We start from the raw sequence: 19,506 nt of genomic DNA on the forward strand, positions 1-19,506 counted from the left end.
GTGCGCCGCGCGGTGGCGGACACGTCGGGACGGGTGCGGTACGGGGACCTACGGCGTAGTAAGTCGAATCGGGCGGCGGACGCCCAACCCTTCTACCTTACGGGAAAAAGGTTGGGCCCCCGACCGTCCAGATGCTTACCGAGAGTTCCTGGTGATCCGGATTGCCCGGACTACCAGGAGCTCTTGGTCACGCCCGGCAGCTCGCCACGGTGGGCCATCTCACGAAGGCACACGCGGCACAGGCCGAACTTGCGGTAGACGGAGTGCGGCCGGCCGCAGCGCTGGCAGCGGTTGTACGCGCGCACAGCGAACTTCGGCTTACGAGCGGCCTTGGCAATGAGAGCCTTCTTCGCCACGGCTCACGCCTCCTTGAACGGGAAGCCGAGGTGACGAAGGAGGGCGCGGCCCTCATCGTCGTTGGTCGCCGTGGTGACCACGGTGATGTCCATACCCCGGACGCGGTCGATCTTGTCCTGGTCGATCTCGTGGAACATGACCTGCTCCGTGAGACCGAAGGTGTAGTTGCCCCGGCCGTCGAACTGCTTCGGCGACAGACCGCGGAAGTCGCGGATACGCGGGAGCGCGAGCGACAGCAGGCGGTCCAGGAACTCCCACATGCGGTCACCGCGGAGGGTGACGTGGGCGCCGATCGGCTGACCCTCACGCAGCTTGAACTGCGCGATGGACTTCCGGGCCTTGGTGACCTGCGGCTTCTGGCCGGTGATCGTGGCGAGGTCGCGGATGGCGCCCTCGATCAGCTTGGAGTCGCGGGCGGCGTCGCCCACACCCATGTTGACCACGATCTTGGTGAGACCGGGAATCTGCATGACGTTCTCGTACGAGAACTCGTCGCGCAGCTTGCCCGCGATCTCCTCGCGGTAGCGCGTCTTGAGACGCGGCTGTGCGTGCGTCGTAGCGGTGTCAGTCATCAGATGTCCTCACCGGTCCGCTTGGCAACGCGGATCTTGTTGCCCTCGTCGTCGAACCGGTAGCCGACGCGGGTCACGACCTTGTTGCCGTCCTTCTCAACAACGAGCTGCACGTTGCTGACGTGGATGGGCGCCTCGGTGGTGATGATGCCGCCGGTCTTCGAACCGCGGTCGGTCTGGCCGGCCTTGGTGTGCTTCTTGACCCGGTTGACACCCTCGACGAGGACACGGTCGAGCGCGGGGTAGGCAACGATGACCTTGCCCTGCTTGCCCTTGTCCTTACCGGTGATGACCTGGACCAGGTCGCCCTTCTTGATCTTCATCGGTTACAGCACCTCCGGCGCGAGCGAGACGATCTTCATGAACTTCTTCTCGCGCAGCTCACGGCCCACCGGGCCGAAGATACGGGTGCCGCGGGGGTCGCCGTCGTTCTTGAGGATGACGGCGGCGTTCTCGTCGAACCGGATGTACGAGCCGTCGGCGCGACGGCGCTCCTTGACGGTCCGGACGATGACCGCCTTGACGACCTCGCCCTTCTTCACGTTGCCACCGGGGATCGCGTCCTTGACGGTGGCGACGATGACGTCACCGATTCCCGCGTAGCGGCGACCCGAGCCACCGAGAACACGGATGCAAAGGATCTCCTTGGCACCAGTGTTGTCGGCGACACGAAGTCGCGACTCCTGCTGGATCACGTCTATCTCCTGTTTGTCGCGTCGGTTCCCGGCGGGGCCCACTCACGGGGAGCGGGCCACCGCCGAGCCTGACGGAACGGTCCTGAGGGAGTGCCCTCAGGGATTACTTGGCCTTCTCGAGGATCTCGACGACGCGCCACCGCTTGGTCGCGGAGGTCGGCCGGGTCTCCATGAGGAGGACCCGGTCGCCGATGCCCGCGGCGTTCTGCTCGTCGTGCGCCTTGAGCTTGTTGGTGCGGCGGATGACCTTGCCGTACAGGGCGTGCTTCACACGGTCCTCGACGGCGACCACTACGGTCTTGTCCATCTTGTCGCTGACCACAAGGCCCTCGCGGGTCTTGCGGAAGCCGCGCTGCTCGTCGGTCGTCTCAGTCACATTCTTCTCGCTCATCAGGCGCTCTCCACCGTCTCCACAGTCTCGATGCCCAGCTCACGCTCGTGCATCAACGTGTAGATCCGGGCGATGTCCTTGCGGACCACCTTGAGCCGGCTGTTGTTCTCGAGCTGCCCGGTGGCCCCTTGGAAGCGGAGGTTGAACAGCTCCTCCTTCGCCTCGCGCAGCTTGTTGACGAGCTCCTCGTCACCAAGCTGGCGCAGCTCGGAAGCCTTGGTACCGGCCGCCATCACGACTCACCTGCCTCGCGCCGCACGATGCGGCACTTCATCGGAAGCTTGTGCGCGGCGCGGGTCAGCGCCTCACGAGCAACCTTCTCGTTCGGGAATGACAGCTCGAACATCACCCGACCGGGCTTGACGTTCGCGATCCACCACTCGGGAGAACCCTTACCGGAACCCATGCGGGTCTCGGCGGGCTTCTTGGTCAGCGGGCGGTCCGGGTAGATGTTGATCCAGACCTTGCCGCCGCGCTTGATGTGACGGGTGATGGAGATACGAGCGGACTCGATCTGCCGGTTGGTCACGTAGGCGGGCGTGACGGCCTGAAGGCCGTACTCGCCGAACGCCAGCTCCGTGCCGCCCTTGGCCATTCCGTCGCGCCCGGGGTGGTGCTGCTTGCGGTGCTTGACCCTACGGGGGATCAGCATGGTACTTAGCCTTCCGTTCCGGGGGTCTCCGCGGCTGCTGCCGGGGCCTCGACGGCAGGAACATCCGTCTTGGAGGCCGGGGAGCCGGACGCGCCGTCGGTCTGAGGACGACGGCCGCCACCGCCACCGCGGCCACCGCGCTCGCCACCGCGGCGCTGCGGACGCTCGTTGCCGCCACCACGCGCCGGGCGGTTGCCCGCACGGGCCGCGGCGTTGTCGGCGCGGACCTCGGCGATGTTCTTGACGTCGCCCTTGTAGATCCACACCTTGACACCGATACGGCCGAAGGTGGTCTTGGCCTCGAAGAAGCCGTAGTCCACGTTGGCGCGCAGGGTGTGCAGCGGGACACGGCCCTCGCGGTAGAACTCGGAGCGGGACATCTCGGCGCCGCCGAGGCGGCCACCGCACTGGATCTTGATGCCCTTGGCGCCGGCCTTCATGGTGCCCTGCATGCTCTTGCGCATGGCACGGCGGAAGGAGACGCGCGAGGAGAGCTGCTCGGCGACGGCCTGGGCCACCAACTGAGCGTCCATCTCCGGGTTCTTGACCTCGAGGATGTTGAGCTGGACCTGCTTGCCGGTCAGCTTCTCCAGGTCACCGCGGATGCGGTCGGCCTCCGCGCCGCGACGGCCGATGACGATGCCCGGCCGGGCGGTGTGGATGTCGACGCGGACGCGGTCACGGGTGCGCTCGATCTCCACCTTGGAGATACCGGCGCGCTCCATGCCCTGCGTCATCATCTTGCGGATGGCCACGTCTTCCTTGACGTAGTCCTTGTACAGCTTGTCGGCGTACCAGCGGGACTTGAAGTCCGTGGTGATGCCGAGGCGGAACCCGTACGGGTTTACCTTCTGGCCCATTACCGGGTCTCTCCCTTGCTGGCGACGACCACGGTGATGTGGCTGGTCCGCTTGCGGATGCGGTAGGCGCGGCCCTGGGCGCGCGGCCGGAACCGCTTGAGGGTCGGACCCTCGTCCACATACGCCTCGCTGATGAACAGCGACTCGGCGTCGGTGTGGTCGTAGTTGTGCGCGGCGTTGGCAATGGCGCTGTCCAGCACCTTGCCGACCGGCACGCTCGCGGCCTGCGGGGTGAAACGCAGGACCGCCTGAGCCTCCGTGGCGTCCATGCCACGGATGAGGTCCACCACGCGGCGGGCCTTCATGGGCGTGACGCGGATGTACCGCGCCTGGGCCCTGGCTTCCATGGTTGTCCCTTCAGTGTCTGTCTTCGTCGTCACGGTTCAGCCCGCTCAGCGACGCCGCGACTTGCGGTCGTCCTTCTCGTGCCCGCGGAAGGTGCGGGTCGGTGCGAACTCGCCGAGCTTGTGGCCGACCATCGACTCAGTGACGAACACCGGGACGTGCTTACGGCCGTCGTGCACCGCGATCGTGTGACCCAGCATCGCCGGGATGATCATCGAGCGGCGGGACCAGGTCTTGATGACGTTCTTGGTGCCTGCTTCGTTCTGTACGTCCACCTTCTTGATCAGGTGGTCGTCGACGAAGGGCCCCTTCTTGAGACTGCGCGGCATCTAAACCCGCTCCTAGCGCTTCTTGTTCGTCTTGCGGCGGCGGACGATGTACTTGCTCGATGCCTTCTTCGGCGAGCGAGTACGACCTTCCTTCTGACCCCACGGGGAGACCGGGTGGCGACCACCGGAGGTCTTGCCCTCACCACCACCGTGCGGGTGGTCCACCGGGTTCATGGCGACACCGCGGACGGTCGGGCGGACGCCCTTCCAGCGCATGCGGCCGGCCTTGCCCCAGTTGATGTTCGACTGCTCGGCGTTGCCGACCTCGCCGATCGTGGCGCGGCAGCGGACGTCGACCATGCGGACTTCACCGGACGGCATGCGAAGGGTGGCCATGGTGCCTTCCTTCGCCAGTAGCTGGACGGAAGCGCCCGCGGAGCGGGAGATCTTCGCGCCGCCACCGGGCCGCAGCTCGATCGCGTGGATCGTCGTACCCACCGGGATGTTGCGCAGCGGCAGGTTGTTGCCCGGCTTGATGTCGGCGTTGGGGCCGTTCTCGATCCGGTCACCCTGCTGGAGCTTCGCGGGGGCGAGGATGTAGCGCTTCTCGCCGTCCGCGTAGTGCAGCAGCGCGATGCGCGCGGTGCGGTTGGGGTCGTACTCGATGTGCGCGACCTTGGCGGGCACGCCGTCCTTGTCATGGCGACGGAAGTCGATGACACGGTAGGCGCGCTTGTGGCCACCGCCTTGGTGGCGGACGGTCACACGACCGGCGTTGTTACGGCCGCCCTTGCTGTGCAGCGGGCGGACCAGCGACTTCTCCGGCGTGGACCGCGTGATCTCGACAAAGTCGGCGACGCTGGAGCCACGACGGCCCGGAGTCGTCGGCTTGTACTTGCGGATACCCATTTCTCAGTCCTCGGATGAATTCAGGACTTCGACACGATCCGGCCTCCGTTAGGAGACCGGGCCGCCGAAGATGTCGATTCGGTCGCCCTCGGCAAGGGTCACGATGGCGCGCTTGGTGTTGGCGCGCTTGCCGAAACCGGTGCGGGTGCGCTTGCGCTTGCCCTGCCGGTTGATCGTGTTGACCCCGGTGACCTTGACCGAGAAGACCGCCTCGACGGCCTGCTTGATCTGGGTCTTGTTCGCGCGCGGGTCGACGACGAACGTGTACTTGTTCTCGTCCAGCAGCGCGTAGCTCTTCTCCGAGACCACCGGCTTGATCAAGAGGTCACGGGGGTCCGTGTACGTCTTGCTGGTGATCACGGGTCCGGTGGTGGTCGTGTCGTCGCTCATCAGGCTTCGCTCCCTTCGAGCTCATCCTCGGAGGCGACGGCCTTGCCGGAGGCCGACTCAGGACCGGATCCCGCCACGAAACGCTCGAAGGCGTCCTTGGTGAAGACCACGTCGTCGGAGACGAGCACGTCGTACGTGTTGAGCTGGCCTGCGTCCAGGATGTGCACCTGGGGCAGGTTGCGGGCGGAAAGCCACGCGGCCTCGTCGGCGCGCTCGATGACCAGGAGCACGTTCTTGCGCTCGCTGATCTTGCCGAGCAGGCTCTTGGCGGCCTTCGTCGACGGGGCGGAGCCCTCGACGACGCCGGAGACGACGTGGATGCGGTTGTGCCGCGCACGGTCGGTCAGGGCGCCGCGGAGGGCGGCCTTGACCATCTTCTTGGGGGTGCGCTGCGAGTAGTCACGCGGTACGGGACCGTGGACGACGCCACCGCCGGCGAACTGCGGGGCGCGGGTCGAGCCCTGACGGGCGCGGCCGGTGCCCTTCTGGCGGTACGGCTTGCGGCCACCACCGCGGACCTCGCCACGCGTCTTCACCTTGTGCGTGCCCTGGCGGGCGGCGGCGAGCTGCGCGACGACGACCTGGTGGATCAGCGGGATGCTGACCTTGGCGTCGAAGATCTCGGCCGGGAGTTCTACGGTCCCGGCGGTGTCGCCCGACGGCGACAGGACGTTGATGGTGCTCATAGCCTTCAGGCCCCCTTGGCCGCGGTGCGGACCAGGACGAGGCCGCCGTTCGGACCGGGGATAGCGCCCTTGATGAGCAGCAGTCCCTTCTCCGCGTCAACGGCGTGGACGGTCAGGTTCTGGGTGGTGACCCGCTCGTTGCCCATGCGGCCCGCCATGCGCATGCCCTTGAAGACACGGCCGGGGGTGGCGCAGCCACCGATGGAGCCCGGCGAGCGGTGCTTGCGCTGCACGCCGTGCCCGGCGCCGAGGCCCTTGAAGTTGTGACGCTTCATGACACCGGCGAAGCCCTTGCCCTTGCTCTTGCCGGTCACGTCGACCTTGACGCCTGCCTCGAACACCTCGGCGGTGATCTCCTGGCCGAGCGTGTACTCCGCGGCGTCCGCGGTGCGCAGCTCCACCAGGTGGCGGCGGGGGGTGACGTCGGCCTTCGCGAAGTGGCCCTTGAGGGGCTTGTTCACCTTGCGCGGGTCGATCTCGCCGAAGGCGAGCTGAACCGACTCGTAACCGTCGGCGTCGTTCGTACGGACCTGGGTCACAACGTTCGGACCGGCCTTGACGACAGTCACTGGGACGACACGGTTGTTCTCGTCCCAGACCTGGGTCATGCCGAGCTTCTCGCCCAGGATGCCCTTGATCTGCTTGGTCATCTTCTCCGCGCCTCTCAGAGCTTGATCTCGATGTCGACGCCGGCCGGAAGGTCCAGGCGCATCAACGAGTCAACGGTCTTGGGCGTCGGGTCGAGGATGTCGATCAGGCGCTTGTGCGTGCGCATCTCGAAGTGCTCGCGCGAGTCCTTGTACTTGTGCGGCGACTTGATGACGCAGTACACGTTCTTCTCAGTGGGCAGCGGCACCGGGCCCGCGACCTGCGCACCAGTACGCGTCACCGTCTCGACGATCTTCTTCGCCGAGGAGTCGATGACCTCGTGGTCGTAGGCCTTGAGCCGGATGCGGATCTTCTGTCCCGCCATGGCTACTCCGTAGTCCTTGTCTCTGTTTACGCTCTGACATCCGCTTCGCCGACCCACGCGGTCGGGCGTGTCGCGCCCCTTCCGCGAATTTCCGCATGCGGAAATCCCTCTTCAGGGGGTTGCGTGGGAGATAACACCCACCGGATGCCTGGTCGGAACCGCGCTCACGCTTCCCGGAAGATTCCCGTACGTCCGCCCCAGCGCTGCCCCGAGGGGCAGTTAAGGCGACGAGTACTGTGGGACTCGCTTCCGGTCCTCCCGACGGGAGGCGCGCAGCATCGGCGCTCGACCGAGCAACTTGGACAGTGTGCCATATGGGGCATGGCCGTGGCCAATCGGGCCGGAAAGCTTACCCCTCCGCGTTCAGCCGCCAAACCTGGGCTCGTTGAGGCGTGCGGCGGCGGCCCTCACAGCGAGTGGGTCGCGGTGATACGTCCTGTTCCGTCCGCTTGCACGTCGGCCGTGCCGTTGCCGCCGGTGACGGTCACCCGGATCACCACGGCCCTGGTCTTCGCGTCGCGGGCGATGTCGATCCTCCAGGAGCCGGCGCCCGCGCCCGTGACCCCGAGATTGGTCCTGGCCTCCCTGACGAGTTCCGGCATCCGCTCGTACGGCAGGTCGGTCAGCACCACGGGCAGTTGACCCGGGGCCCACTCGTCCGGCTTCGTGCCGCGGGCCGTCATACGGCGGTCGGTGACGCTGACGCTGACGGCGGTGGACACCCCGGCCTTGAGCAGCGCGTCGGAGGTGGCGCGCAACTGCCCTCCGATGAGGATCGAGGTGCTGACGTCGGCCGTGGTCACGCTCCGCGAGACGGTCGTGCTCGTGGCGCCGGAACGGCCGGAACCGCCGAAGGCGCCGGGGCTCGTCGCGGACGAGGAGGGCTTCGCCGGGTCGTCCGTGAAGAGGTCGCCGCGGAAGACCAGGACGACGACCGCGGCGCCGGCCAGCATGCCGAGGACGGCGATCGCGCACCAGGGGCCGGCCTTCTCCGGATCGCGGACCCGCGTGGACTCCGGCGCCGAGTCCAGCGACGCCCGCGCCGCCCGGCTCGCCCACTCCGCGTCCGGCTCGCTGACGATCGTGACGTCCCACGGCCTGTCGGGCGGGTACTCGACCACCACGATGCCGCGCACCGGGAAGTCGGGGAGGTCGACCAGATTCACCGACCGGTGGACGTGGGCCCGGAACGCGGGCCGGTCGTCCGGCGCCACGGTCAGGTCGAAGGCCACCGGCACGTCCGCGTACTCCCCGCTGGTGGCGCGCCTGCTCTCGATCATGGCGACGGCCTTGACCCGCTCCACGACCGGCCGCCGCACCCGGCGCCGCGCGCTGAACGCGGCCGTGGTCAGGACCAGCAGCGCCAGGGCCGTGATGCCGCTGCCCCACACCGCGACCTTGCCGATGGTGCCGCCGACCACGATCGCCGCTGCCCCGGCGCCGAACGCCCCGCCGACCAGCAGCCCGCGCAGCAGCGCCGCAGGGCCGTTCCCGCCGGCGTGGGCGGTCTCCGTGGCATCCGTCATCGTCACGAGGGGTGATTCTGTCCTGAACGCACCACCGCAGGAAGACGTTCGGGTGTCGTCACGGTGACGACCGGGGGCGGGCCCGCGCCGCGCCCCCGGTCCCGTGCCGCCGGTGAGCCCGGTGGGATCAGCGGGTCCGCGGGGTCACGGGGTCAGTGCGTGTAGAGGTACACGAAGCCGTTGGCCTGGGAGCAGAAGTAGTTGGGACCCCAGAGCGCGACGCCCGCGGCGCCCGCCGCCTGGCACTGTTCCTGCGTGTAGTAGACGCCCGAGACGTGGAATTCGCCCGCGGCACTGGCGGAGGTCGCGGCGCCGAGCGGGGCCAGGATCGCCACCGCGGCGGCGGCGAGCAGTCCGATGCGTTGTCTCACGTTCCAACTCCTTGAACAGGGTGATTCCCTGACAGACAGTCAGGGACCGTGCGGAGGTGGTGCGATTGCGCTCGCATGCTATCCGGGCGACCCGCTATAGGTCTATACCAATGCGGCGGCGCTGTGCCGACCGGCGGCCGGGCGGCCGTACCCGTCGTACTAAGGTCACGACGTATCCACCCACCTCGGCACGGAGGCCCCGCATGAAGGCGACCAAGGGTGCGGGCGCGCTCCTGCGACTGCGGAAGGTGAGCAGGACCTACGGGGAACGCAAGGCGCTGCTGCCGCTCGACCTGAGCCTGGCGCCGGGCCGCTGCACGGCCCTGTTCGGCCACAACGGCTCCGGCAAGTCCACCCTGCTGCGGATCGCCAGCGGCCGGGACGCGCCCACCTCGGGAGAGGCGCTGTTCGCGGGCCGCACCATGAGCGAGGACGACCCCGAGGTACGCGCCAGGGTCGCGGTCGTCGGCGACACCGTCGCCTGCTACCCGGACCTGACCGTCCGCGAGCACCTGGAGCTGGTCACCGTCGCGCACGCCGTGGACGACGCCGCCGCCTGGATCGACCAGGTGCTGGCCGACCGGCGGCTGTCCGACCACGCCAACGCCCTGCCGGGCTCGCTCTCCTCCGGCCAGATGCAGTCCCTGCTGCTGGCCGCCGCCCTCGTCCGCCCCCGCGACCTGCTCGTGCTCGACGAGCCCGAACAGCGCCTCGACCCCGACGCCCGGCGCCGCCTGGCCGAACTGCTCGTCGCGGAGAAGGCCGACGGCGTCGCCGTACTGCTCGCCACCCACCAGCCCGACCTCGCCGAGGCCGTCGCCGACCGCATGATCGCCCTGGAGGACGGCCGTGTGATCGCCTCCGGCGCGCCCGCCACGGTCCTGCGCGAGCTGGGGCTGCGCCCGTGACGGCCGCGTCGATCCCGCCGCAGGCGGACGGCCGGGACCCGGTGGACGACGGCGACGACTCCGGCGTCGCGTCCGACATCGCGTCCGACATCGGGGACCCGGACCCCGACGAGGTCTGGAGCGAGGAGGACGACGACCGGACGGCCGAGACGCTGGCCTGGCTGAAGCGCAAGCGCCGGGCACACCGCAGGGAACAGGGCCGGGACCTGGCCGTCCTGCTGTACTCCGTGCTGCTCGGCGGCATCGGGTACGGCAGCGGGGTGGCCGTGCACTTCCTGCGGGAGCTGGAGAACGGCGCGGACTACAGCGGGGTCGGCCGGGACCTCCAGCGCGGGCTGCCCGCGCTGTTCACGACCCTGACCGTCGCCCTCGCGCTCTTCGCGGCGCGCGACGCGCTGTGGCGCGGCCCGGTCGTCGTGCCGGGCCCCACCGTGGGCTGGCTGCTGGCCCAGCCGGTACGGCGGGCGGCGGTGCTGCGCCCGTGGTTCCGGCTCTCCGCCGGGATCGCGCTGATCCCCGGCCTGCTGGTGGGGGTCGCGGGCGGCGTCGTACTGCGCGTCACCGGGCGCGCGGCGATCGGCCCCGCCCTGCTCGGGGTGCTCCCGGCCGCGCTGTGCCTGCCGCTGCTCGCGGTCGCGCTCGGCATGGCCGTCGAGCGGCGGCCCCGGCTGATCCGGGCCGTCCAGCGGTGGACCGCGCCCGCCGTCCTGCTGCTGGGCGCGCTGACCGCCCAGACCGTCCTGGCCGCGACCGGCCACCGCTCGTCGGTCCTGGAGTGGATCGAGCTGTGGTCGGGGCCGTGGGGCTGGGCCGCGCAGCCGGTCGTACGGGCCACCGGCGGCTCGGTGCCCGGCTGGCCCGCGGCGGTCGTGCTGCTGGTGGCGCTCACCGCCGTCGCCACCGTCCGCGCGTACGGGGACGCGGCCCGCGTGCCGACCACGCAGCTCAGGGAGCGGGCGGCGACGGCCACCACCGTGTCCTCCGTGATGTGGTCGATGGAGCTGCGCGCCGCCAAGCTGGCGATCATGGAGGCGGGCGGCGCGTCCACCGCCCGCGGGCTGCGGCTGCGTCCGCCGCGCGGGCGACTCGGCCGGCACTTCGTCGTCGAGTGGCGCGACCTGCTAGCGCTGCTGCGGGCCCCCGGGCGGCTCGGCAAGGCCGCCGTCTGGACCGCGTGCGGCGCCGCCACCGCGGGGCTCGGCGTGGACCTCGGCGGGGAGCGGCGGGTCGTCGGCCTCGTCCTCGGCCTGCTCTTCGGCTACATGGCGGTCGGCGCGCTCGCCGAGGCGGCGCGGCTGGAGACCGACGATGTGCGGCGGGCCGCCTGGGCGCCGTTCCGCTTCCGTACGCTGATGCTGCACCACGCCGTCGTGCCCGCCGTCCTCGGCGCGCTCCTCGGCCTGCTCGCCGCGGTCCCCTTCGCCGTGACCGGCACCCCCTCGGCGCTGCTGCTCATGCCCCTGTGCGCCCCGCCCTTCACCGCCGCCGCACTCTTCTCCGCGTGCCGCGGCCCCGCCCGCACCCAGCTCCTCTTCCTCGGCGGCGGCTCCCCCGTCGGCGGGCCCGGCCCGCTGATCTTCCTCGCCTGGTACGCCGCCGGGCCCCTCGTCTCCGTCACCGCCCTCTCCCTCCTCCTCGACCCGCCCCTCGTCCACGGCCTCCACCCCGGCTCCGCCGCCCAGCTCCTCCTCCCCACCGCCCTCCTCACCGCCCTCCTTCTCCTCCTCACCACCCGCGCCGCCGACCGCCTCATCCGCCACTGACCCCTCCGGGGGGTCCCCCAAAAAAAGCCGGCGCCCTCGCGCAGGGCCAGGTCTTCAGGGGCGCGAGGAACTGCGCGCTCAGCCACCACGCTCCCGCACGTCACCACCCGCCCCAACGGGGCAGACCGGTTGTCCCCGGACCACCGGGCCAGTGGGGGTTGCCCGCGCAGTTCCCCGCGCCCCTAACGGGGCCCACCCCCTTTCGCCCGGACGGCGAGCCGATCCTTCAAGGGGCGCGAGGAACTGCGCGCTCAGCCGAAGCGCTTCCGCACGTCACCACCCGCCCCAGCGGGGCAGACCGGTTGTCCCCGGACCACCCGCCGGTGATGGGTTACCCGCGCCCCTGACGGGGCGCACCGTCTTTCGCCCGGACGGCGAGCCGATCTTTTAAGGGGCGCGGGGAACTGCGCGACAAGCCGCGACGCTCCCGCACGTCACCACCCGCCCCAGCGGGGCAATCCGGTTGTCCCCGGACCACCGGCCGGTGGGGGCGGGCCGCGCAGTTGTCCGCGCCCCTAACGGGGCCCACCCCCTTTCGCCCGGACGGCAAGCCGATCCTTTAAGGGGCGCGAGGAACTGCGCGACAAGCCACCACGCTCCCGCACCTCACCACCCGCCCCAGCGGGGCAATCCGGTGGTGGCCGGACCACCGGCCGGTGGGGGGGCGGGCCGCGCAAGGTCCTCGCGCCCCTGACGAGGCACCGTCCTGCGCAAGGTGTCGGCGGAGGAGGGAGGCAACCTGATCGCCGCGAAGCGGCTCTTAGCGGGCGTGAAGGACCACCACAGCCCAGACCACCCCTCCCGCCGCTCCCTGCTGACGGCAGCGGTGGCGACGGCGGGAGCGACGGCCGCGGCAGCGGCCCTGAGCGGCTGCACCTCTCAGGCCCAGGACACCGCCCCGCGCCGGCTCCCGGCCCCGGCGGACCCGCTGGCGACGCAGCCGTACCGCCCGCAGGGCGACCCGCTGGTGCTCCAGGTCATGGCGCACCCGGACGACGACCTGTTCTTCATGAACCCGGACACGCTGCACTCGCTCCAGGCGGGCACGCCCGTGGTGTCGGTGTACGTGACGGCGGGCGAGTCGACAGGCGTCAACCACGAGCCGTTCGGCCCGCGCAGGCGCCACCGCAGGGACCAGGCCGCGTACTCCTCCTCCCGCCACCAGGGCCTGCGGCAGGCGTACGCGACGATGCTGGGGCTGCCGCACTTCACCCGGTGGACCACCGACGTGATCGACGTCGGCGGCGGTCTGCACGCGGAGGTGGACGAGCTGCGGCACGGCGCGATGCACGCGCGCCTGGTGTTCCTCCAGGTGTCGATGCACGAGCTGAGTTCCAGCGCGAGCCTGCCGATGATGTGGGAGGTGCCGGGCACCGTACTGTCGTACGTGGTGGCGCAGAACGCGCCCGCGCCCGCCAACGGCCGCGGCACGTACACCCACCAGAAGCTGGTGGACGTCCTGGCCGGGCTGATGGAACGTTTCCGCCCGACGGAGATCAGGACGCTCGACCCGGACCCCGACATCCAGGTGCACGACAAGCGGCATCCGGCCGCCAGTGAGCAGCCCGGCTTCTCCGACCACCGGGACCACACCGCGACGGCGCTGTTCACCTGGAAGGCGATGGCGCAGTGGGTGTCGGAGTCGGCGAACGGCCCCGGCCGGGCGGTGCCCGCCTTCAGCACCACCGCGTACCGCGGCTACTACAACCACCACTGGCCGTACAACCTGCCGCCCGCGACCGTGGCGCTCAAGGCGCGCTTCCTCTTCCAGTACGGCGGCAACCAGGCGTGGCGCTGCGGGAATCCGGGCGGCTGCGGTGACTACGGCCAGGGCGAGAACGAGCCGCTGGCCAACCCCAAGGGGTGGATCCGCTCGACGCACCGCCGCTATCCGGGGGCGCGCCGGATCGTGGTCGGCGGGGCCGCGTACGAAGTGCTCGGTACGCGGGCGGTGCGGCGCGAGGAGACCCGGCCGGGCAGCGGGGTCTGGGGGCCGCCCCAGGATCTCGGCGGCGGGACGCTGGCCCCGGCGCTGTCCTGCGTACGGACCCGCGACGGCGGCACCCTGCTGTTCGCGCTGCGCTTCGCCGTCCTGGAGGGGCACGGCGGGCCGAACACCCGCGACATCGTGATGTGGCGCGACGGGGGCTGGTCCTCGCTCGGCAGTCCCGAGACGCACCCGGACCGTACGCGCAGGACCGGTGCGCCGGTCGCCGTCGCGGCCCCTGACGGCACCGTGCACCTCTTCGCGCGCAACGCGGCCAAGGGGGTCAGCACCCGGGTGCTGACCGCCGGCGTCTGGAGCCCCTGGCGCGATCTCGGCGGCGCCGAGGTCCAGGACGGGCTGGCCGTCGTCACCGACCGCCGTGGCCGTATCCACGTCTTCGCCTCCGGCCACACCACCGTCCACCACTGGGCCCAGCCCAAGCCGGGCGGCGCCGTCGCCTACGCCCCCCTCCCGGCCCTCCCCGCCCCCGGCGGCCTCCCCTCCGCCGCCCTCACCCCCTCCGGCCCCCTGTCACTCCGCTACACCCTCCCCGCCACCCCCCGCGTCTTCCACCAGTCCCTCGGCCTCTAGGGCCGCGTCTGACGGGGCGCAACGCAAAGGTGCCCCGGATCGCGGGAAGCGATCCGGGGCACCCTCGTTGGCTCAGAGCGAGCCGCAAGCCACTACTTGTTGATCTTCGTGACCTGACCGGCACCCACCGTGCGCCCACCCTCACGGATGGCGAACTTCAGGCCCTCTTCCATGGCGATCGGCTGGATGAGCTGGACGCTCATGGCCGTGTTGTCGCCCGGCATGACCATCTCGGTGCCCTCGGGGAGGGTCACGACGCCGGTCACGTCCGTGGTGCGGAAGTAGAACTGCGGACGGTAGTTGTTGAAGAAGGGGGTGTGACGGCCACCCTCGTCCTTCGACAGGATGTAGGCCTGGGCCTCGAACTCGGTGTGCGGGGTGACCGAACCGGGCTTGATGATGACCTGGCCGCGCTCGACATCCTCGCGCTTGATGCCACGGAGGAGCAGACCGACGTTCTCACCGGCCTGGCCCTCGTCGAGCAGCTTGCGGAACATCTCGATGCCGGTGACCGTGGTGGTGGTCTTGTCCTGCTTGATGCCGATGATGTCAACGGTCTCGTTGACCTTCAGCACACCACGCTCGATGCGGCCGGTGACGACGGTGCCACGACCGGTGATCGTGAAGACGTCCTCGATCGGCATCAGGAACGGCTTGTCGACGTCACGCTCGGGGGTCGGGATCGCGGTGTCCACGGCCTCCATGAGGCCGAGGAGCTTCTCGCCCCACTCCTTGTCGCCCTCAAGCGCCTTGAGCGCGGAGACGCGCACGACCGGCAGGTCGTCGCCCGGGAACTCGTACTCGGAGAGCAGCTCACGGACCTCGAGCTCGACGAGCTCCAGGATCTCCTCGTCGTCCACCATGTCGGCCTTGTTCAGGGCGACGACGATGTACGGCACGCCGACCTGGCGGGCCAGGAGCACGTGCTCCTTGGTCTGCGGCATCGGGCCGTCGGTCGCGGCGACCACCAGGATGGCGCCGTCCATCTGCGCCGCACCGGTGATCATGTTCTTGATGTAGTCCGCGTGACCGGGGCAGTCGACGTGCGCGTAGTGACGCGACTCGGTCTGGTACTCGACGTGCGCGATCGAGATGGTGATACCGCGCTGGCGCTCCTCAGGAGCCTTGTCGATCTGGTCGAAGGCCGAGGCCTCGTTCAGGTTCGGGTACGCGTCGTGCAGCACCTTGGTGATCGCCGCGGTAAGGGTCGTCTTACCGTGGTCGATGTGACCGATGGTGCCGATGTTGACGTGCGGCTTAGTCCGCTCGAACTTCGCCTTCGCCACTGGGGTCCTCCTGGGGAGTGGATCTGTACGCCTTGCTTCATCGGCGCCAGGTGATCTTTGCTGGAATGCGGACTGCCGGGGCACCCGCCGCGCACCGTCCGGTACACACCTTCCGGTTTGCGGCGGATTGCCCCGAAGCCTGCTGTCAAGCCTAAAGGGTGAAACGCGCTGAGGATTTCAGGCGTTACTCGCCCTTGGCCTTCGCGATGATCTCCTCGGCGACGTTCCGCGGAACCTCGGCGTAGGAGTCGAACTGCATGGAGTAGCTGGCCCGGCCCGAGGTCTTGGACCGCAGGTCACCGACGTAGCCGAACATCTCCGACAGCGGAACCAGGCCCTTGACGACACGGGCGCCGCTGCGCTCCTCCATGGCCTGGATCTGGCCACGGCGGGAGTTGAGGTCGCCGATGACATCGCCCATGTAGTCCTCGGGCGTGGTGACCTCGACGGCCATCATCGGTTCGAGGAGCACGGGGCTCGCCTTGCGGGCACCCTCCTTGAACGCCTGCGAACCGGCGATCTTGAATGCCAGTTCGGAGGAGTCGACCTCGTGGTAGCCGCCGTCGATCAGGGTGACGCGGACGCCCACCATCTCGTAGCCGGCCAGGATGCCGAACTTCATGGCCTCCTGCGCACCGGCGTCCACCGACGGGATGTACTCGCGGGGGATGCGGCCACCGGTGACCTTGTTGACGAACTCGTAGGTCGCGTCGCCGCCTTCCAGCGGCTCCAGCATGATCTGCACCTTCGCGAACTGACCGGTACCACCGGTCTGCTTCTTGTGGGTGTAGTCAATGCGCTCGACCGTCTTGCGGATGGTCTCGCGGTACGCGACCTGCGGCTTGCCGACGTTGGCCTCGACCTTGAACTCGCGCCGCATACGGTCGACCAGCACCTCGAGGTGCAGTTCGCCCATACCGCCGATGATGGTCTGGCCGGTCTCCTCGTCCGAGTGGACCTGGAAGGAGGGGTCCTCCTCCGAGAGCCGCTGGATGGCGACACCCAGCTTCTCCTGGTCACCCTTGGACTTGGGCTCGATCGCGACCTGGATCACCGGCGCCGGGAAGTCCATGGACTCCAGGATCACCGGGCTCTTGTCGTCGCACAGCGTCTCACCGGTGGTGGTCTGCTTCAGGCCCATGACGGCGATGATGTCGCCCGCGCCCACCGACTCGATCTCCTCACGCTTGTTCGCGTGCATGCGGTAGATCTTGCCGATGCGCTCCTTCTTGCCCTTGACGGAGTTCAGCACAGCCGAACCCGCGTTCAGGCGGCCCGAGTAGACCCGGACGAAGGTGAGCTTGCCCAGGTGCGGGTCGCTCATGATCTTGAACGCGAGGCCGGAGAACGGCTCCTCGTCCGACGGCCGGCGCTTGATGATCTCGTCGGCGTTGCCGACGGCGTGGCCCTCGATGGCCTCGACGTCCAGCGGCGACGGGAGGTAGCGCACGACCGCGTCGAGCAGGGGCTGAACGCCCTTGTTCTTGAACGCGGTGCCGCAGAACACGGGGGTGACGGTGACGGAGTCCTTGGTCCCCTTGGAGGCCAGGGTGATCCGGCGGATGGCCGCGATCAACTGGTCCTGGTCGGGCTCCTGGCCCTCCAGGTACAGCTCCATCATGGCGTCGTCGTGCTCGGCGACGGCCTCGAGCAACTTGCCGCGCCACTCGTCGGCCGCTTCGACGTGGGTGTCCGGGATGTCGACGGTGTCGTACATCTCGCCCTTGGTCGCTTCCGCGGACCAGACCAGCGCCTTCATCTGGACGAGGTCGACCACGCCCTTGAAGTCGGCTTCCGCGCCGATCGGGAGCTGCATGACCAGCGGCACCGCGCCGAGGCGGTCCACGATCATGTCGACGCAGCGGTGGAACTCCGCGCCGGTGCGGTCGAGCTTGTTGACGAAGCAGATGCGGGGCACGCCGTAACGGTCGGCCTGACGCCACACCGTCTCGGACTGCGGCTCCACACCGGCGACACCGTCGAACACCGTGACGGCGCCGTCGAGGACGCGGAGCGAACGCTCCACCTCGACGGTGAAGTCGACGTGACCGGGGGTGTCGATGATGTTGATGGTGTGGTCGACATCATCGAGCGGCCAGTGACAGGTCGTCGCGGCCGACGTGATCGTGATGCCGCGCTCCTGCTCCTGCTCCATCCAGTCCATGGTGGCTGCGCCGTCGTGGACTTCACCGATCTTGTAGGAAACACCGGTGTAGAACAGGATCCGCTCGGTGGTCGTCGTCTTGCCCGCGTCGATGTGGGCCATGATCCCGATGTTGCGGACCCTGGCCAGGTCAAGCGAAGTGGTGGCCATGTGGCTCAGTCTTCTCTCGGTTTCGATGTGGGTGGTGACTACCAGCGGTAGTGCGCGAAGGCCTTGTTGGACTCGGCCATCTTGTGCGTGTCCTCGCGGCGCTTCACGGAAGCACCCAGGCCATTGCTGGCGTCGAGGATCTCGTTCATCAGACGCTCGGTCATCGTCTTCTCGCGACGGGCGCGGGAGTAACCGACGAGCCAGCGGAGCGCCAGCGTGTTCTGACGGCCCGGACGGACCTCGACCGGCACCTGGTAGGTCGCACCGCCGACGCGGCGGGACTTGACCTCAAGGGTCGGCTTGATGTTCTCCAGCGCGCGCTTCAGCGTGATGACCGGGTCGTTGCCCGACTTCTCACGAAGGCCCTCAAGGGCGCCGTACACGATGCGCTCAGCGGTGGAGCGCTTGCCGTGCAGGAGGATCTTGTTGACGAGCGACGTCACCAGCGGGGAGCCGTAAACCGGGTCGATGATGACCGGGCGCTTCGGGGCGGGGCCCTTACGAGGCATGCTTACTTCTCCTTCTTGGCGCCGTAGCGGCTACGAGCCTGCTTACGGTTCTTGACGCCCTGCGTGTCGAGGGAACCGCGGATGATCTTGTAACGAACACCCGGAAGGTCCTTCACACGACCGCCGCGCACGAGCACGATCGAGTGCTCCTGGAGGTTGTGGCCCTCACCCGGGATGTAAGCCGTGACCTCGATACCGCTGGTCAGCCGTACGCGCGCGACCTTGCGCAGCGCCGAGTTCGGCTTCTTCGGGGTGGTCGTGTACACACGCGTGCAAACGCCACGACGCTGCGGGGAACCCTTCAGCGCGGGCGTCTTGTTCTTCTCGACCTTGTCCTGCCGGCCCTTTCGGACCAACTGCTGGATCGTAGGCACCGTTTCTCCGGTTTCTGTGTGCCGATCTCGATAAATCTAACCTGGGGACCGACCCACGCGGTCGGGTGTGTCGCGGACCCCACACGAATCCGAACCAACGGAGAAGTGCGTATGTCGGGTGACGCGGCCTCGGTGCCCTCTCGCGGTCGCATGGCACGCGCGAGGACCCGGGCACACCCCAGGCACAAGGTCAGAGCGTACCTACCGCATCGGCTGCGGTCAAAACAAATGCAAACGCGCAGGCCGGTGACTACTCGAAGATTGCCACCACCCAGATCAGCGCCCAGAAAGCCAGCCCGAGATAACCGATCACCAACCCGGCCGTCGCCATCCCGTCACCCTGCTCACCGCGCTCGCGGATCTGCCGCTTCGCGGTGTGCCCGAGCACGACCGCGCCGATCGACGCCATCCCGAAGATCGGCGACCCGACCAATGAGCACACCAGTGCCCCGATCGCCGCCCCGTTCGTCTTCGGCACGGGCGCCACCGGCGGCGCGTACCGGAACGGCTGCGGCGCCCCGAACGTCGGAGGCACCGGATACGGCGAGGACGGCCGCGGAATGTCCGCTGTCAACCGGTCCAAGTCCCCGTACGTACGCGCCGCGTAGGCACGCCCCAACCGGTCCTCGTACTCTTCCTGCTTCAACCGCCCCTCGGTGAACGCCTCGTTCAGCACGTTCACCGCGCGCTCTCTGTCCGCATCCCCGGCAAGCATGTATCCATAATGCCGCAGAGCGGCCATCCCCGAGAGGGATGGCCGCCCTGTGTGACAGCAACG

25 protein-coding genes are annotated in these 19,506 nt (G+C 69.1%); 3 read left to right on the forward strand and 22 right to left on the reverse strand.

Features of this window, described 5'->3' with window-relative positions; translation table 11 throughout:
• Positions 1 to 170 precede the first annotated feature (170 nt).
• From ACIQCJ_RS11010 to ACIQCJ_RS11090, 17 genes are all read right to left on the reverse strand, one after another.
• Complete coding sequence (locus ACIQCJ_RS11010; RefSeq protein ID WP_030890724.1) at positions 171 to 356, reverse strand: type Z 30S ribosomal protein S14; 186 nt, start codon at positions 354 to 356, stop codon at positions 171 to 173.
• Positions 357 to 359: 3 nt separating this feature from the next.
• Entirely contained in the window at positions 360 to 929 is a 570-nt protein-coding gene (rplE, locus tag ACIQCJ_RS11015; protein WP_188284652.1) for a 50S ribosomal protein L5, read from the reverse strand.
• Complete coding sequence (rplX, locus tag ACIQCJ_RS11020) at positions 929 to 1,252, reverse strand: 50S ribosomal protein L24 (protein ID WP_188284651.1); 324 nt, start codon at positions 1,250 to 1,252, stop codon at positions 929 to 931. Before rplX ends, rplE begins: the two co-directional genes overlap by 1 nt.
• A gap of 3 nt (positions 1,253 to 1,255) precedes the next feature.
• Positions 1,256 to 1,624 (reverse strand): 50S ribosomal protein L14, encoded by a 369-nt coding sequence (rplN, locus tag ACIQCJ_RS11025; RefSeq protein WP_031524788.1) that lies wholly within the window; start codon positions 1,622 to 1,624, stop codon positions 1,256 to 1,258.
• Between the two features lie 103 nt (positions 1,625 to 1,727).
• Positions 1,728 to 2,015, reverse strand: coding sequence for a 30S ribosomal protein S17 (gene rpsQ, locus ACIQCJ_RS11030; protein ID WP_188284650.1), 288 nt, complete (start codon positions 2,013 to 2,015; stop codon positions 1,728 to 1,730).
• Entirely contained in the window at positions 2,015 to 2,248 is a 234-nt protein-coding gene (rpmC, locus tag ACIQCJ_RS11035) for a 50S ribosomal protein L29 (protein WP_093713214.1), read from the reverse strand. Before rpmC ends, rpsQ begins: the two co-directional genes overlap by 1 nt.
• Positions 2,248 to 2,667, reverse strand: a complete 420-nt coding sequence (gene rplP / locus ACIQCJ_RS11040) for a 50S ribosomal protein L16 (RefSeq protein WP_188284648.1) — start codon at positions 2,665 to 2,667, stop codon at positions 2,248 to 2,250. The genes rpmC and rplP overlap by 1 nt, the downstream gene beginning before the upstream one ends.
• A 5-nt stretch (positions 2,668 to 2,672) precedes the next feature.
• Positions 2,673 to 3,527 carry a 30S ribosomal protein S3 gene (rpsC, locus tag ACIQCJ_RS11045; RefSeq protein ID WP_355340213.1) on the reverse strand — a complete coding sequence of 285 codons (855 nt, stop codon included), beginning with the start codon at positions 3,525 to 3,527 and terminating at the stop codon, positions 2,673 to 2,675.
• Positions 3,527 to 3,874: a 50S ribosomal protein L22 gene (gene rplV, locus ACIQCJ_RS11050; RefSeq protein ID WP_188284646.1), complete on the reverse strand. Its 348-nt coding sequence runs from the start codon at positions 3,872 to 3,874 to the stop codon at positions 3,527 to 3,529. The genes rpsC and rplV overlap by 1 nt, the downstream gene beginning before the upstream one ends.
• A 45-nt stretch (positions 3,875 to 3,919) precedes the next feature.
• Entirely contained in the window at positions 3,920 to 4,201 is a 282-nt protein-coding gene (gene rpsS, locus ACIQCJ_RS11055; RefSeq protein ID WP_033177798.1) for a 30S ribosomal protein S19, read from the reverse strand.
• A 12-nt stretch (positions 4,202 to 4,213) separates the two neighbouring features.
• On the reverse strand, positions 4,214 to 5,050 hold the full coding sequence (gene rplB / locus ACIQCJ_RS11060) for a 50S ribosomal protein L2 (RefSeq protein WP_073492405.1): 837 nt from the start codon (positions 5,048 to 5,050) through the stop codon (positions 4,214 to 4,216).
• A gap of 48 nt (positions 5,051 to 5,098) precedes the next feature.
• On the reverse strand, positions 5,099 to 5,440 hold the full coding sequence (gene rplW / locus ACIQCJ_RS11065; RefSeq protein ID WP_188284643.1) for a 50S ribosomal protein L23: 342 nt from the start codon (positions 5,438 to 5,440) through the stop codon (positions 5,099 to 5,101).
• Positions 5,440 to 6,126, reverse strand: a complete 687-nt coding sequence (gene rplD / locus ACIQCJ_RS11070) for a 50S ribosomal protein L4 (RefSeq protein ID WP_355340218.1) — start codon at positions 6,124 to 6,126, stop codon at positions 5,440 to 5,442. Before rplD ends, rplW begins: the two co-directional genes overlap by 1 nt.
• Before the next feature lie 5 nt (positions 6,127 to 6,131).
• Entirely contained in the window at positions 6,132 to 6,776 is a 645-nt protein-coding gene (rplC, locus tag ACIQCJ_RS11075; protein WP_188284641.1) for a 50S ribosomal protein L3, read from the reverse strand.
• A gap of 14 nt (positions 6,777 to 6,790) precedes the next feature.
• Positions 6,791 to 7,099: a 30S ribosomal protein S10 gene (gene rpsJ / locus ACIQCJ_RS11080; RefSeq protein WP_014144312.1), complete on the reverse strand. Its 309-nt coding sequence runs from the start codon at positions 7,097 to 7,099 to the stop codon at positions 6,791 to 6,793.
• A 407-nt stretch (positions 7,100 to 7,506) separates the two neighbouring features.
• Positions 7,507 to 8,631, reverse strand: coding sequence for a hypothetical protein (locus tag ACIQCJ_RS11085; protein ID WP_402711202.1), 1,125 nt, complete (start codon positions 8,629 to 8,631; stop codon positions 7,507 to 7,509).
• A gap of 146 nt (positions 8,632 to 8,777) precedes the next feature.
• On the reverse strand, positions 8,778 to 8,996 hold the full coding sequence (locus ACIQCJ_RS11090; RefSeq protein WP_355340225.1) for a hypothetical protein: 219 nt from the start codon (positions 8,994 to 8,996) through the stop codon (positions 8,778 to 8,780).
• A 203-nt stretch (positions 8,997 to 9,199) separates the two neighbouring features.
• Here ACIQCJ_RS11090 and ACIQCJ_RS11095 point away from each other — a divergent pair, with 203 nt between their 5' ends.
• The 3 genes from ACIQCJ_RS11095 to ACIQCJ_RS11105 all read left to right on the forward strand — a co-directional run bounded on the left by ACIQCJ_RS11095 (position 9,200) and on the right by ACIQCJ_RS11105 (position 14,245).
• Complete coding sequence (locus tag ACIQCJ_RS11095) at positions 9,200 to 9,904, forward strand: ATP-binding cassette domain-containing protein (RefSeq protein ID WP_391163439.1); 705 nt, start codon at positions 9,200 to 9,202, stop codon at positions 9,902 to 9,904.
• The gene (locus ACIQCJ_RS11100; protein ID WP_402711203.1) at positions 9,901 to 11,667 is read left to right on the forward strand and encodes a hypothetical protein; all 1,767 of its coding nucleotides are present in this window, start codon (positions 9,901 to 9,903) and stop codon (positions 11,665 to 11,667) included. The genes ACIQCJ_RS11095 and ACIQCJ_RS11100 overlap by 4 nt, the downstream gene beginning before the upstream one ends.
• 715 nt (positions 11,668 to 12,382) lie before the next feature.
• Positions 12,383 to 14,245: a PIG-L family deacetylase gene (locus ACIQCJ_RS11105; protein ID WP_402711204.1), complete on the forward strand. Its 1,863-nt coding sequence runs from the start codon at positions 12,383 to 12,385 to the stop codon at positions 14,243 to 14,245.
• A gap of 92 nt (positions 14,246 to 14,337) precedes the next feature.
• Here ACIQCJ_RS11105 and tuf read toward each other — a convergent pair whose 3' ends face one another.
• The 5 genes from tuf to ACIQCJ_RS11130 form a co-directional block, all read right to left on the reverse strand.
• A complete protein-coding gene (gene tuf, locus ACIQCJ_RS11110) occupies positions 14,338 to 15,531 on the reverse strand; it encodes an elongation factor Tu (RefSeq protein WP_355340236.1) in 1,194 nt (397 codons plus the stop codon).
• Positions 15,532 to 15,715: 184 nt separating this feature from the next.
• Positions 15,716 to 17,845 (reverse strand): elongation factor G, encoded by a 2,130-nt coding sequence (gene fusA, locus ACIQCJ_RS11115; RefSeq protein WP_355340239.1) that lies wholly within the window; start codon positions 17,843 to 17,845, stop codon positions 15,716 to 15,718.
• Positions 17,846 to 17,883: 38 nt separating this feature from the next.
• Positions 17,884 to 18,354, reverse strand: coding sequence for a 30S ribosomal protein S7 (gene rpsG, locus ACIQCJ_RS11120; protein WP_093713199.1), 471 nt, complete (start codon positions 18,352 to 18,354; stop codon positions 17,884 to 17,886).
• A 2-nt stretch (positions 18,355 to 18,356) separates the two neighbouring features.
• Positions 18,357 to 18,728, reverse strand: a complete 372-nt coding sequence (gene rpsL / locus ACIQCJ_RS11125; protein ID WP_014144289.1) for a 30S ribosomal protein S12 — start codon at positions 18,726 to 18,728, stop codon at positions 18,357 to 18,359.
• Positions 18,729 to 18,978: 250 nt separating this feature from the next.
• A complete protein-coding gene (locus tag ACIQCJ_RS11130; RefSeq protein WP_355340244.1) occupies positions 18,979 to 19,470 on the reverse strand; it encodes a DUF1707 and DUF4190 domain-containing protein in 492 nt (163 codons plus the stop codon).
• Positions 19,471 to 19,506 lie beyond the last annotated feature (36 nt).

It is taken from the genome of Streptomyces sp. NPDC093221 (assembly GCF_044753885.1).
GTDB lineage: Bacteria > Actinomycetota > Actinomycetes > Streptomycetales > Streptomycetaceae > Actinacidiphila.